Raw genomic sequence first — 12,691 nt, 5'->3', positions numbered from 1 at the left:
TAAGGCCTACATGGCGTTGCGGTAGATCTGCTCGATCTGCTCGCGGGTTGCGTAGCGCGGGTTGGTGACCAGACAGGCGTCCTTGGTGGCGTTCTCGCTCAGAAGCGGGATGAATTCCTCCTTGAGACCGAGCTCGGAGAGCCCCTTGGCGAGCCCGATGTCCTCGATCAGGCGCTGCACCGCCTCTATGGAGCGTTCGGCTGCGGCCTCGAGGGTCAGCCCGGTGATGTCTTCGCCCATGGCGACGGCGATGTCGCGGAAGCGCTCGGGGCAGGCCTGCAGGTTGAAGCGCATCACGTGCGGCAGGATGGAGGCGTTGGTTTCGCCGTGGTGCTGATCGAGCAGGCCGTCGACCTGGTGCGTCATGGCGTGGGCGGCCCCGAGGATGGCGTTGGAGAAGGCAAGACCAGCGGTCAGGCTCGCCATGGCCATGTTGGTGTTGGCCTCCATGTCGCTTCTCTCCGCGACGGCCCTTCTCAGGTTCCTGGAAATGAGCTGGATCGCCTTAAGGGCGTGGATGTCGGTAAGCGGGGTGGCGGCCAGCGAGACGTAGGACTCGATGCCGTGCGTGAGCGCATCGACCCCGGTGGCGGCAGCGAGCTTGGCGTCTTTGGTCTTGAGCAGTTCGGGATCGACGATGGCGATGTCCGGGATGAGGGAACGGGAGATGATGGACATCTTCAGCTTGCGGTCGGTGTCGACGATGATGGTGAACTGGCTCACTTCGGACCCCGCCCCTGCCGTCGAGGGTACGATCACCATCGGGGGAAGAGGGGTGGAGATCTTGTTGATTCCTTCGTAGTCCTTGAGGCGCCCGCCGTTGGAAGCGATGGTGGCGATGGCCTTGGCGACGTCGGTGGGGCTGCCGCCGCCGACCGATACGATGCCGTCGCAACCGGAGGCGAGATACTTGGCGGCCCCCTCGGTCACCTCGCAATCCTTGGGGTTGGTGGTGAGGCTGGAGAAGATGACGGTATCGAGTCCCGCGGCGCGCAGGTAGTCGACGGCGGTGTCCACCCAACCGGCGGATATGACGTCGTTGTCACTGACCAGGAATACCTTGGACACGCCAAGGCGGACGACGCTCTCTCCGATCTGGCTCAGGGAGCCCCTGCCGAAGATGATTTCCGGTGCTACGAACTTGCTGATTTCCATTGCACTTTTACTCCTGAAACTGGCTCTCCGCCGGAGAACGGCTGCGGCTCCGGACAACGTATACAGAGGCAAGATCGGTACCAAAGCCTGCCGGCTCGACAGCTGCTGCGACGGATTTCTAATGAGCTGAGCGGGTAATTCATTGAATACAAAACAATGAGACGCTTTTTTATGATGTGCGAAAAAAGACGGATCAATATGGAACAGTGCCTACTCGAAACGGCGCACAGTGTCACTATATCTAACATTCGTCACTTTTTGGAACAGAAAAATGTACTCTTTTGTGACAACGATTCATCTTGATGGCGATCAGGCGCTGAACCGACGACGGGATCAAACCGTTGCGCGATGAGAGGTTGGGCGCGGCGAGGGCATACGGGGGCGGTACGCGGCCACGGCGGGGCGCTTTACATTCTATTCAGCTGTAAACATCGAGGATGAGGAAGAAGAGGATGGGTAGCAGCGTGGAGATCCGGAGAACGGATCCGAGACGACTATCAGTTCTGTTTCGATTTTAGCTTCACGTGCGGCTTGAACTCCCAGGGGGGCTGCGGATTTTCCTGGGCCCACAGACCCATGCGGCGGGCACGGGCCATCCGCTCGATGCCCATGTAGTGGGGATGGTCGCCCCTGGTGAGGAGCCTGCGGTTGGCCCAGGCCCAGCCGTCGTTGAGCATCTCGAGGTTGATGTTGCGGCCATCCAGGTAGACCACGGCCACGGCGACCTGGGTCGGTTCGGTCTTGTAGACCAGCGTCTCGCGGATTTCGATGCGCACCGTCTGGTGCAGCACCTTCAGGGACAGGGCGCGGAAGGCATCCTCTGAGTAGGGCTGGCCCGGCTTGTACCAGCCGGTGAACTTGTCGATCTTGGCAGTCTGGGGAGCCGCGACGCCGTAGAGTCGTACCGGGATCTCGGTGCCGTAGGAATTGACGGTGAGGCGGTCGCCTTCGCTGACGCCGACCACCAGCCCTTCGATGATGTGACCCGGGTGATGGGGATCGTTCTGGGCATGGGCCGGCGCTGCCAGAAGGAGCAGAGACGACCACAGCACCAATAACCAGCCGGCTTTTTTCAACTACAGCCCCCTTGCCACCGTTACGAGTTGATTAATGAAACCGAGCGCCATGTTAGCAAAAGAGCATGGCCAAAGCAATGCTCAATAGCGTGCCTGCTGTGCAGGAAGCGGAGGAAGAACCTTGATCAGCAACTGGTAGGCCAGTATTTCAAGTGACACGATGCCGACGGCAATCATGACCTCGGCAAACGAAGGGAAATAATGCCAGCCGTTGCCGGGGTTGAAACCGATCAGATATACGTTGAAGCGGTACAACCCGCCGCCACAAAGCATCACCACGGCGGCCATGAACAAGCGGCGCGGCGAGTGCTTCCTGCCGACCCGGAAAAAGGGGATGGCGCCGATGCCCATCAAGAAGCACTCGGCGAGGAAGAAGATGGAGTAGAAATCCCCGTGAAAGACGGCGGTGACCTGGTCCCGGCGCATCACATCGCCGATGCGGATCACCAGCCAGGCCATGGTGAGCCAGGGGATGACCCGGCCCACCGCAGCCAGTTGGTCGTTGAAGAAGCCACGCTCAAGGACGAACGAGGAGAGTATGGAAACGAAGATGACGATGGCATAGCCGAAATAGATGCAGTTGATCAGGAACAGCAGGGGGAGAAACGGGCTGTGCCAGAGCGGGTGCAGCTTGGTCGAGGCGATCAGCATCAGCGAGCCGAGCGCGGACTGGTGCATGGTCGGGAGGATGATGCCGGCCACCGCGGAACAGATCAGGACCCGGTTGATGATGGTCACCAACCGCGGCGAGGCGACCGGCGTGCTCCCCTCCCCTGTCGGTTGCCAGGCGACGAGCCCTCTGCGCAACAGGGAGTTGAGCATGATGGTCCGCAGCGACGTGGGCATACCGCGCCCCATCTGGACGAGCAGGTTGGGGAGGTATTCGAGGGCGAGGGCGATCAGATAGCCGAAGAGGCAGAGCACGAGCTCGAAAAAAGCGGAGTTTGGCTGCCAGCTGGTTGCAGAGAGGAGTCCGCGGGCGTTCCAGGGGCGGCCGATCTCCACGACGATTGAGGAGGCCGCGAGGAAGGAGCCGAACAGGCTGGTGAGGATTGCCGACTTGACCAGGGTTTGATACTGGCCGCGATTGATTATATAGCTCAAAAGGGCGACGGTGTAACCGCCGCAGGTGACGGCGGTGCCGATGGCGACGTCGTAGGCAACCCAGATGCCCCAGGGGTAACCGTCGCTGAGGTTGGAGACGGCACCGATCCCCTTGGCGAAACGGACCGCGGTGAAGAACAGGCCGACGAGGGACAGAGACAGCAATACGAAAAAAGATTTCGTGAAGATATTTCCCTTGCTGCCGGGGCGTGTACTGTCAGCGATCATCTCTGTCCCTGTTGCCTTACGCTGTTGAAGCGTCGCAAGTGTACGGGGTCGAAGGGGCAACTGTCAACAGTTCCGTATACCTTAGGAAGGCAAATCCCCCCTGCCCCCCCTTTGAGAGGAACAGTTCCGCATAGCGAATCCACCCTGCACCTTTGGGCTTGTGGGGGACTGGCTCCGTCAGGTGCCTGTCCCCTTTGTGCTTCGGGAGGGTGGCTGAGCTGAAGGGAGCGTTCCGCCAAGGGGACCGGCACCTGGCGGAGCCAGTCCCCTCTGGCAAAAAAAAAGCCCCGGGGGAACCCGGGGCGAGGACAGACGTGAGGTTGTGACGGTTACGCTTCTTCGAAAAGCGCGGTCGAAAGATAGCGCTCGGCGAGGTCCGGAAGGATGACGACGATGGTCTTGCCGGCAAATTCTTCCAGGTTGGCCAGACGGACGGCGGCGGCTACGGCGGCACCACTGGAGATCCCCACCAGGAGACCTTCTTCCTTGGTCAGACGCCGTGCGAATTCGAGGGCCTCGTTGCTGTCAACCTGCTCAACACGGTCGATGACGGAAAGGTCGAGGGTTTCCGGAATGAATCCGGCACCGATACCCTGGATCTTGTGCGGGCCGGGCTTGAGCTCCTGACCGGCCAGCTTCTGGGTGATCACCGGGCTCTCTTTGGGCTCGACGGCCACAGCGATCACCGGTTTCCCTTTGGTGTGCTTGAGATACCTGGAGATGCCGGAGATGGTACCGCCGGTTCCCACGCCGGATACGATGACATCGACGGCACCGTCGGTGTCCGCCCAGATTTCGGGCCCGGTGGTCTTCTCGTGAATCGCGGGGTTAGCGGGATTCTTGAACTGCTGCGGCAGGAAGTAACGGGCAGGATCGGAAGCGGCGATCTCCTCCGCCTTGGCGACGGCACCTTTCATACCGGCAGAACCGGGGGTGAGGATCAGGTTGGCCCCCAGGGCGGCCAACACCCTGCGACGCTCGATGCTCATCGTTTCCGGCATGGTAAGGGTCAGCTTGTAGCCGCGTGCGGCGGCCACGTAAGCGAGCGCGATGCCGGTGTTGCCGCTGGTGGGCTCGACGATCTCTACCCCGGGTTTCAACACGCCACGTTCCTCGGCGTCCCAGATCATGTTGGCGCCGATACGGCACTTGACCGAGTAGGCAGGATTGCGCCCTTCGACTTTGGCAAGGACGGTGGCCTTGGCCCCCTTGGTCACATGGTTCAGTCGCACCAACGGAGTGTTGCCAATGGACTGGGAGTTATCTTGGTAGATACGGGACATGGTGGTTGTTCTCCTTTCGGGTGGGTTGCCTTCGTTGGCTCCGCTAACTTTAACATCTGTGAAATCGTCGGCAATCTCTCAACGTTTTGGTCATTTTTATATTTCGCCTGCAACATTGTCAACTATTTTATTTGCATACTTGATCCGCACGATGTGTTTTGCCGCGAAATTGATGTTTATCCCCCTTTTCACTCACCCGTTCCCGCCTTCCGAGATCGACATGCTACGGCGAGAGAGCAGCCCTGGCATTGCCACACCGATTTATCAATAAAGCAACAGAAACACCCCTCAAAGCTCTACAGTTACACGGTAAAGAACTCACCTCAACACCTCTTGTTGCCGTTTGTTTCTGCATGAGGTCCACGCAGAAAGCATGTGACTGTCAGCGGCGCAATCCACTCAGAAAATGATCGGATTGGGGCCAAATTTGATCGAAACAAACAACACTACATGAGTGTAACAATTGTTATTTATTTCTTGACAAAATGAGTTTCAAAAACTACCCTCGCCGCAGTTCTTAGCAATAAGAGCATTGACATGTGCAGGATCGACGCGATTGCGTCGGCACACGGAGGGGATGTGGCAGCGGCGGAACAGGAATTAAGATTCGATACGAAACTCATCCACGGCGGGACGGTACCGGGACCTTCCGGGGCCACCAAGCCCCCCATCGTGCAGGCTTCCGCCTTCGCCTACCAGACCGCGGAGGAGCTGGAAGATATCTTCAGGGGGCGGGCGATCGGCCAGGTTTACACCAGGATCGGCAACCCGACCCTCGAGGGGTTGGAGAAACGCCTGGCGGTGATAGAGAACGGCATCGCGGCGGTGATCACCTCTTCGGGGATGTCCGCCATCACCACCGCCGTGATGGCCGTGGTCAGAAGCGGCGACGAGATTCTCTCCTCGTCCTCCCTCTTCGGCGGCACCTACTCGCTGTTCCACGACACGCTGGCCAATTACGGCATCAAGACCCGCTTTTTCGACCCCACCGATCTCGACGCGCTGGCAGCCGGAATCAACGAAAGCACGCGCCTCATCTTCGTCGAGACCATCGGCAACCCGAAGATGGATGTCCCCGATATCGAAGCCTTTTCCACCATCGCCAAGCGGCACGGCATCCCGCTCATGGTCGATGCGACGGTCTCCACGCCCTACCTGGCCCGGATGCGCGATCTGGGCGCGGACATCATCATCCACTCGACCAGTAAATATATCAACGGCACGGCCAACTCCATCGGCGGCGCCATCATCGACGCAGGGAGCTTCGACTGGCGCAGCGAGAAGTTCCCCCATTTCGAGCAGTACCAGCGCAAGTACCGCAACTTCGCCTTCACGGCACGGGTGCGCAAACTGATCCACAAGGATTTCGGCGCCTGCGCAGCGCCGCTCAACGCCTTCCTGTCCGGCGAAGGTCTCGAGACGCTCGCCCTCAGGATGGAGCGTCACTGCTCCAACGCTCTCGAACTGGCGCGCTTTCTCCAGTCGCACCCGAAAGTGGCCTGGGTCAACTACCCGGGGCTGCCGGACTCACCGTTCCATGAGGTGGCGGGACGGCAATTCGGCGGCCGGTTCGGCGGTCTATTAACCTTCGGGCTCGCCGACAAGCCTGCAGCCTTCCGACTGATCAACGCCCTCAAGCTCGCCAAGAACCTGGCCAATATCGGGGACACCAAGACCCTGGTCATCCACCCGGCGAGCACCATCTGCGCTGACTACACAGCGGAGGTGAAGGCACTCATGGGGGTGAGCGAGGAACTGGTCCGGGTCTCGGTCGGAATCGAGGATCCCTCCGATATCGTCGAGGATTTCCGCTCCGCCCTGGAAGGGGTTTAACACTGTTCTTTACCAATCATCTATGTTACTAAACGAGGAGCACATCTAATGAATCTGACTGTGAACGGCAAAGCTGCCACCATCGCCGAGGAGACGCCCGTCTCCATCACCCGCCTGCTCGAAGCACTCCAGGTCGAGCAGCGCGAGTACGTCACCGTCGAACTGAACGGCGACATCATGGATCGCGGCGATTTCGAGGCGACCACGGTCAAAGACGGCGACACCGTCGAATTTCTCTATTTCATGGGCGGAGGTAGATAGTGAAGCTCACCGAAGAGCAGATTAACCGCTATTCGCGGCATATCCTTCTCAAAGAGGTCGGGGGCAAGGGGCAGCTGAAGCTGTTGAACGGCCGGGTGCTGGTGATCGGCGCCGGCGGACTCGGCTCCCCCATTGCGCTTTATCTTGCCGCAGCCGGGGTCGGAACCATCGGCATCGCGGACGCCGACCAGGTCGATCTCTCCAACCTGCAGCGCCAGATCATCCACAGCACCCCCGACGTGGGCAAGGCCAAGGTGCTCTCCGCCAAGGAGAAGATGCTCGCCATCAACCCGGAACTCAACGTGGTCACCTACGAAACCTGGGTCAGCGCGGAGAACATCATGTCCATGGTCGCCGACTACGACTTCGTGATCGACGGCACCGACAATTTCGCGGCGAAGTTCCTGATCAACGACGCCTGCGTCCTGGCCGGCAAGCCCTACTCCCATGGCGGCATCCTGCAGTTCGACGGCCAGACCTTCACCGTGGCGCCGGGCGAGTCCCCCTGCTACCGTTGCATCTTCCCCGAACCGCCCCCGAAGGACGTGATCCCGACCTGCTCCCGGGCCGGCGTGATCGGCGTGCTCCCCGGCGTCATCGGCACGCTGCAGGCCACCGAGGCGATCAAGTTCCTGCTGGGCGCCGGCGACCTTTTGCACGGGCGGCTGCTCACCTACAGCGCGCTGCGCATGCGCTTCCGGGAAGTCCCCATCAGGAAAAACCCGAAATGCCCGATCTGCGGCGACCACCCGACCATCACCGAGCTGAAGGACGAGTTGGACGCCATGACCGTCTGCGACCTGGGTCACTGAGATGCTGGAGATCCCGAGGGAGATAGTTGACGCGGTGATCGCGCAGGCCCAGGACGGTTTTCCGCTGGAGGTGTGCGGCATCATGGGCGGGACGGGAAACCGCGTGGCGAGCCGTTACCCCATGACCAACACGGACGCGAGCAACGAACACTTCATGATGGATCCGAAGGAGCAGTTCGCGGTCGTGAAGGCGATGCGCGCCGCCGGGGAGGAGATGCTGGTCATCTACCACTCCCACCCGGAATCCCCCGCCCGTCCCTCGCAGGAGGACATCCGCCTCGCCCTGACCCCCAACGTGTACCACCTGATCGTGTCGCTGGAAAACCGGGAGGTGCCGGTGGCCAAGGCGTTCCGGATCAGCGCGGGCGTGGTCGAAGCTGTGGAAATCGAAACCATTTAACAGGGATAAAAGGGATACAAGGGATAACGGCAAAAGCACTTTTGGTACGGCTTTTAAACCTTAAATCGTTTAACAGGGATAAAAGGGATAAAGGGGATAACGGCAAAAGGACTTTTGGTTACGTCTTTAAACTTTAAATCTTTTAACAGGGATAAGAGGAATGAACGGGATAATGGCAAAGGTCTTGGTTTAACCCAAAGCTCTTAAGGTGTTTGGTTTTATCCCTTTTATCCTTTCTATCCCTGTGAATAAGGCTTTGTTTTTTTAAGGAGAGAACTGTGGCTGAGCAGAAAATTGACCTGAAAAACCTGAAGGCCGGCGGCTTCATCAAGGAGCGCGGCAAGGACCTGTTCACGGTACGCCTGCGCGTGCCAGGCGGCCGCCTGTCGGTGGACCGCCTGTCCAAAATCGCGGAGGTGGCACAGAAGTACGGTAAGGGCTTCGTGCACCTGTCGGTGCGCCAGTCCATCGAGCTGATCAACATCAACTTCAACGATTTCGACGCGGTGGTCGCCGAGTTGGGTGAGGAGCAGCAGAAGGTCGCCTCCTGCGGCGCCCGCGTGCGCGTCCCTACCGCCTGCGGCGGCTGCGAGTACAACCCCAACGGCCTGGTTGATACGCAGAAGTCCGCGCTGGAGGTCGACCAGAAGCTGTTCGGGACCGCAACCGGCCACCACAAGTTCAAGGTCTGCTTCGCCGGCTGTCCCTTCGACTGCCCCAAGTCCGCCATCAACGACGTCGGCTTCCAGGGCGCGGTCTGGCCCAAACTCGATGCCGACGGCTGCATCAGCTGCGGGCTGTGCGCCAAGTCCTGCACCGAGGGAGCCCTCTCCATGGGCGCCGACAAAAAACCGGTCTTCGACGCCGACAAGTGCATCTACTGCGGCGACTGCATCAAGGTCTGCCCGACTGGCGCCTGGAGCGCAGAGAAGAAGGGGTACACGGTACGTATAGGCGGCAAGTGGGGACGCAGGCCCCTGGTCGGGACCCTCTACGCCACCTTCGTCCCGGAGGAGCGCGTGGTGGACTTCATCGCTGTGGTCCTGGCTTGGTACCAGGAGAAGGCGGAGGGAGCCGGGCGGGTGCGCCTGGGGGATATCATCATCCGTGAGGGGTGGCAGTCACTGCTGGAGCGCCTGCGTGGCGACTTCCCGGAATACGTAGTGCGGGAAACCATCGCGCCGCAAATCATTCAAACCCAGCTGCCGCTTACCGGCCGGCAGGCTTAAAGCAGACAAAGAGGAACTACCATGCAAAGCATCGATCTCAGGGGGGTTAGCTGCCCCACCAACTTCGTGATGGCCAAGCTGGAGCTGGAGGATATCGAGGCGGGGACCACCGTCGAGTTTCTCCTGGACGACGGCGAACCGGTCAAGAACGTGCCCAGGAGCCTGAAGGATGAGGGGCACAAGCTGCTCGGCCTGCAGGAGCGGGAGGGGTACTACGTGCTCACGCTGGAAAAGGGCGAGGATTAGAAGGCAAATCCACCCGCAGGAGGGGGACTGGCTCCGCCAGGTGCCTGTCCCCTTGGTGTTCGAGAAACTGGCTGAGAGCTGAAAAGAGCGTTCCTCTAAAGGGACTGGCACCAACCGGAGCCAGTCCCTTCCGCCTCGCCCCGCCCTCTCCCACGGCGACGAAGCCATTCAACGGAAAAGAAAGAAATGCCAGATAAAAAACGCGTAGTAGTGGCAATGAGCGGCGGCGTCGATTCATCGGTGACCGCCGCTCTTCTCAAGGAACAGGGACACGAGGTGCTGGGTGTCTCGCTGCAGCTCTACGAGCGCCCCGAGCAGACGCCGTCCGGCGGGAAAACCTGCTGCTCCCTCACCGACGTGATGGACGCCGCCCGCGTCGCCAAGCGCCTCGGCATCCCCTTTCAGGTGGTGGACCTGCGCCGGCGCTTCCAGGAGCTCGTGATCAACGATTTCATCTCCGAGTACCAGGCGGGACGTACGCCGAACCCCTGCGCCCGCTGCAACGAGAGAATCAAGTTCGGCCTGCTGCTGGAGATGACCGCGTCCTTCGACGCCGACCTCCTCGCCACCGGCCACTACGCCCGCATCGAGGCCGACGAGACCGGTATCTACCGGCTGCGCAAGGGGCTCGATCCCCGCAAGGACCAGACCTATTTCCTGTTCGGGATGAACCAGCAGCAGCTCGCCCGCACCATCTTCCCGGTGGGACACCTGGAGAAGCCGGAGGTGCGGCAGCTGGCCGCGCGCTTCAACCTGCCGGTGGCCCAGAAGCAGGAAAGCCAGGAGATCTGCTTCATTCCGGATAACGACTACGTTCGATTCCTCGAAGAGAGCGGCGTCGCCCCGCGCGGCGGCGATTTCGTGGACCGCGCCGGCACCACCCTGGGGCACCACGACGGCATCCACCGCTATACCGTCGGGCAACGCCGCGGACTGGGCATCGCCTGGAAAGAACCTCTCTACGTGATCGGGATCGACACCGCGACGGCGCAGGTGGTGGTCGGACCGAAAGAGGACCTGCACAGAACTCACCTCTTCGCCGATCAGCTGACCTGGACCGACACGCCCATCACCGGCACGTTCCGCGGCACCTGCAGCATCCGTTACCGCCAGCAGCCGGTACCCTGCCGCGCGGAACTTTGCCCGGACGGCAGGCTCCGCGTCGACTTCGACGCCCCGCAGGCAGGTGTCACCCCCGGTCAGGCCGTGGTGCTCTACGACGGCGATTGCGTGGTTGGTGGAGGCTGGATCCTTTGAGGCGCCGCGTCGCTCAACTCAGGCGACGGAAGGACGAGGCTTTGATGACGGCGTAGACTTCGTTTCTGGCCTGTATGGCCAGGTCGTCGGCCGCCTGCACCACCACCTCGGCGATCAGCGTCTCGTGCCCGCAGCGCAGCTCCACCCCCACCTTGTTCCCCGACGGGAAGGTATCCATCACCGTGCATTTCAGAAGGTTGCGGGCACTGACCGCCTCGGGGTGCCTGGTGAACAGGATGATGTCCCTCGACGAGAGCTCGAACACCGCCATCGGTTCGTCATCCCCTGCCGAGACGAAAAGTTCCTCCATCCCCCAGCGGTACACGTACAGCCCTCCCATCTTGCGCAGCTTTTCCACCTGCAGGAGGTTGATGTAGCCCACCTGGCTCTGCCCCATCCGCTCGCGGGCCAGTTGTTCCGGCGTGGCCTGCCCGAGCACCCTCCCCCCCGCCATGGCCAGCACCTGGTCGGTCAGAAGCCGAATTTCCAACAGCGAATGTGAGATAAAAAGGTAGGGAATCCGAAACTTTTCACTGGCGCGTTTCAAGTAGTGGATGATCTGCAGCTTGAGACCGTCGTCGAGCGCGGACAGGGACTCGTCCATGAGCAAGAGGCGCGGGTTGGCCAGGATGGCCCGCCCAAGGGCGACCCTCTGTTTCTCCCCACCCGACAGCCGGTTCACCCCGCGCTGGAGCAGGCCGTCCAGCTTGAGGACCGAAACCAGGGTCGCTACATCGATCTGCCGGTGCCGGGGAGGACAGCGCCGGTAGCCGTAGAGCAGGTTCGATTCGACGCTGAGATGCGGGAACAGGCAGCTGTCCTGCAGCACGATGGCCACCCTGCGCTGCTGCGGCGGGAGGTTGATGCCGCGCTCGCTGCTGAAGAGGCGCTCGCCGTCGAGCAGGATCTCACCTTCGTCGGGCTCGATCAGCCCGGCGATGAGGCCGACCAGCGTGGATTTGCCGCTCCCGGAGACCCCGAAGACCCCTACCTGCTCTCCCGACACAGTGAAATCGGTCTTCAGTTCGAAGGCACCGGCAAAGCTCTTGGAAACGGCCATGGTCAGTTCCATCTCAGTGCCTCCCCGCCATTTTCCTGGTCAGGCTCTCGTGCACCATCAGAACCAGCACCGAGAGGGCGATGGCGACGGCGCAGAGGACGAACGCCGCCTGCTCTCCGCCGGGGGAGCCCGCGTAATCGTAAATGGCGAGCGGGATGGTGCGGGTGACGCCAGGGATGTTGCCTGCGACGATGATGGTCGCCCCGAACTCGCCCATGCTGCGGGCGAACATGAGCGACGAACCGGCAACGATGCCGGTGCGGGACAGGGGCAGGATGACGGTCACCAGCGAATCGAGGGATCCCGCCCCCAGGGTGCGCGAAGTCTGGATCAGGCGCCCGTCGATCGATTCCATGGCGAGACGGATGGAGCGCACCAACAGGGGGAAACCGACCAGGGCGGAAGCGAGCACGGCAGCCTTCCAGGTGAAGATGAGGCGTACGCCGAGGGGCGTCAACAGAGGCGCGAGCCAGCCGTTTTTGCCGAGGGCAACCAGAAGCAGGTACCCCATGACCACGGGGGGGAGCGTGAGCGGGAGGTTCACCAGGACTTCGAGGAGCACTTTCGCCCGGAACCTGAAGAAGGTCATCAGGTAGGCGTAGAGGAAACCGAAAGGGAGGCTGAGCAAGGTCGCGGTGAGGGCGACCTTGAGGGAGAGGACGATGGCATCGATATCGGGACTGCTCAGAACCGGCATGGCTCACCTCGCTGTGATGCCGTTCCGGAAGCAGGTTTTGTTCCAGATAT

Annotated in this window: 13 protein-coding genes; 7 read left to right on the top strand and 6 right to left on the bottom strand. The window is 61.1% G+C overall.

From position 1 onward, the window contains the following. Positions 1–6: 6 nt before the first annotated feature. The 4 genes from KP004_RS08830 to cysK form a co-directional block, all read right to left on the bottom strand. The gene (locus tag KP004_RS08830) at positions 7–1,155 is read right to left on the bottom strand and encodes an iron-containing alcohol dehydrogenase (protein WP_216801961.1); all 1,149 of its coding nucleotides are present in this window, start codon (positions 1,153–1,155) and stop codon (positions 7–9) included. 497 nt (positions 1,156–1,652) lie between these two features. Next, on the bottom strand, positions 1,653–2,231 hold the full coding sequence (locus KP004_RS08825; RefSeq protein ID WP_216801960.1) for a thermonuclease family protein: 579 nt from the start codon (positions 2,229–2,231) through the stop codon (positions 1,653–1,655). Positions 2,232–2,312: 81 nt separating this feature from the next. Next, positions 2,313–3,563, bottom strand: coding sequence for a Ni/Fe-hydrogenase cytochrome b subunit (gene hybB / locus KP004_RS08820; RefSeq protein WP_216801959.1), 1,251 nt, complete (start codon positions 3,561–3,563; stop codon positions 2,313–2,315). A gap of 329 nt (positions 3,564–3,892) precedes the next feature. Then, the gene (gene cysK, locus KP004_RS08815; protein ID WP_216801958.1) at positions 3,893–4,846 is read right to left on the bottom strand and encodes a cysteine synthase A; all 954 of its coding nucleotides are present in this window, start codon (positions 4,844–4,846) and stop codon (positions 3,893–3,895) included. Positions 4,847–5,383: 537 nt separating this feature from the next. On the opposite strand from cysK, the gene KP004_RS08810 reads away from it, so the two are divergent. The 7 genes from KP004_RS08810 (at position 5,384) to mnmA (ending at position 10,884) form a co-directional block, all read left to right on the top strand. Next, a complete protein-coding gene (locus KP004_RS08810; RefSeq protein ID WP_239026998.1) occupies positions 5,384–6,679 on the top strand; it encodes an O-acetylhomoserine aminocarboxypropyltransferase/cysteine synthase family protein in 1,296 nt (431 codons plus the stop codon). A gap of 48 nt (positions 6,680–6,727) precedes the next feature. Next, the gene (gene thiS / locus KP004_RS08805) at positions 6,728–6,940 is read left to right on the top strand and encodes a sulfur carrier protein ThiS (RefSeq protein ID WP_216801957.1); all 213 of its coding nucleotides are present in this window, start codon (positions 6,728–6,730) and stop codon (positions 6,938–6,940) included. Continuing rightward, the gene (locus KP004_RS08800) at positions 6,940–7,752 is read left to right on the top strand and encodes a HesA/MoeB/ThiF family protein (RefSeq protein WP_216801956.1); all 813 of its coding nucleotides are present in this window, start codon (positions 6,940–6,942) and stop codon (positions 7,750–7,752) included. Before thiS ends, KP004_RS08800 begins: the two co-directional genes overlap by 1 nt. 1 nt (position 7,753) lies before the next feature. Next, positions 7,754–8,152, top strand: a complete 399-nt coding sequence (locus KP004_RS08795) for a M67 family metallopeptidase (RefSeq protein ID WP_216801955.1) — start codon at positions 7,754–7,756, stop codon at positions 8,150–8,152. A gap of 278 nt (positions 8,153–8,430) precedes the next feature. Then, on the top strand, positions 8,431–9,381 hold the full coding sequence (locus tag KP004_RS08790) for a ferredoxin-like domain-containing protein (RefSeq protein WP_216801954.1): 951 nt from the start codon (positions 8,431–8,433) through the stop codon (positions 9,379–9,381). Between the two features lie 21 nt (positions 9,382–9,402). Then, the gene (locus KP004_RS08785) at positions 9,403–9,627 is read left to right on the top strand and encodes a sulfurtransferase TusA family protein (RefSeq protein ID WP_216801953.1); all 225 of its coding nucleotides are present in this window, start codon (positions 9,403–9,405) and stop codon (positions 9,625–9,627) included. Positions 9,628–9,813: 186 nt separating this feature from the next. Then, positions 9,814–10,884, top strand: a complete 1,071-nt coding sequence (gene mnmA, locus KP004_RS08780; RefSeq protein WP_216801952.1) for a tRNA 2-thiouridine(34) synthase MnmA — start codon at positions 9,814–9,816, stop codon at positions 10,882–10,884. A gap of 13 nt (positions 10,885–10,897) precedes the next feature. Here mnmA and modC read toward each other — a convergent pair whose 3' ends face one another. Both modC and modB read right to left on the bottom strand, forming a co-directional pair. Next, complete coding sequence (gene modC / locus KP004_RS08775) at positions 10,898–11,956, bottom strand: molybdenum ABC transporter ATP-binding protein (protein WP_216801951.1); 1,059 nt, start codon at positions 11,954–11,956, stop codon at positions 10,898–10,900. A gap of 1 nt (position 11,957) precedes the next feature. After that, on the bottom strand, positions 11,958–12,641 hold the full coding sequence (modB, locus tag KP004_RS08770; protein WP_216801950.1) for a molybdate ABC transporter permease subunit: 684 nt from the start codon (positions 12,639–12,641) through the stop codon (positions 11,958–11,960). Positions 12,642–12,691 lie beyond the last annotated feature (50 nt).

It is taken from the genome of Geomonas oryzisoli, assembly GCF_018986915.1.
Classification (GTDB): Bacteria; Desulfobacterota; Desulfuromonadia; order Geobacterales; family Geobacteraceae; genus Geomonas; species Geomonas oryzisoli.
This window is presented reverse-complemented; position numbering and strand designations above follow the sequence as displayed.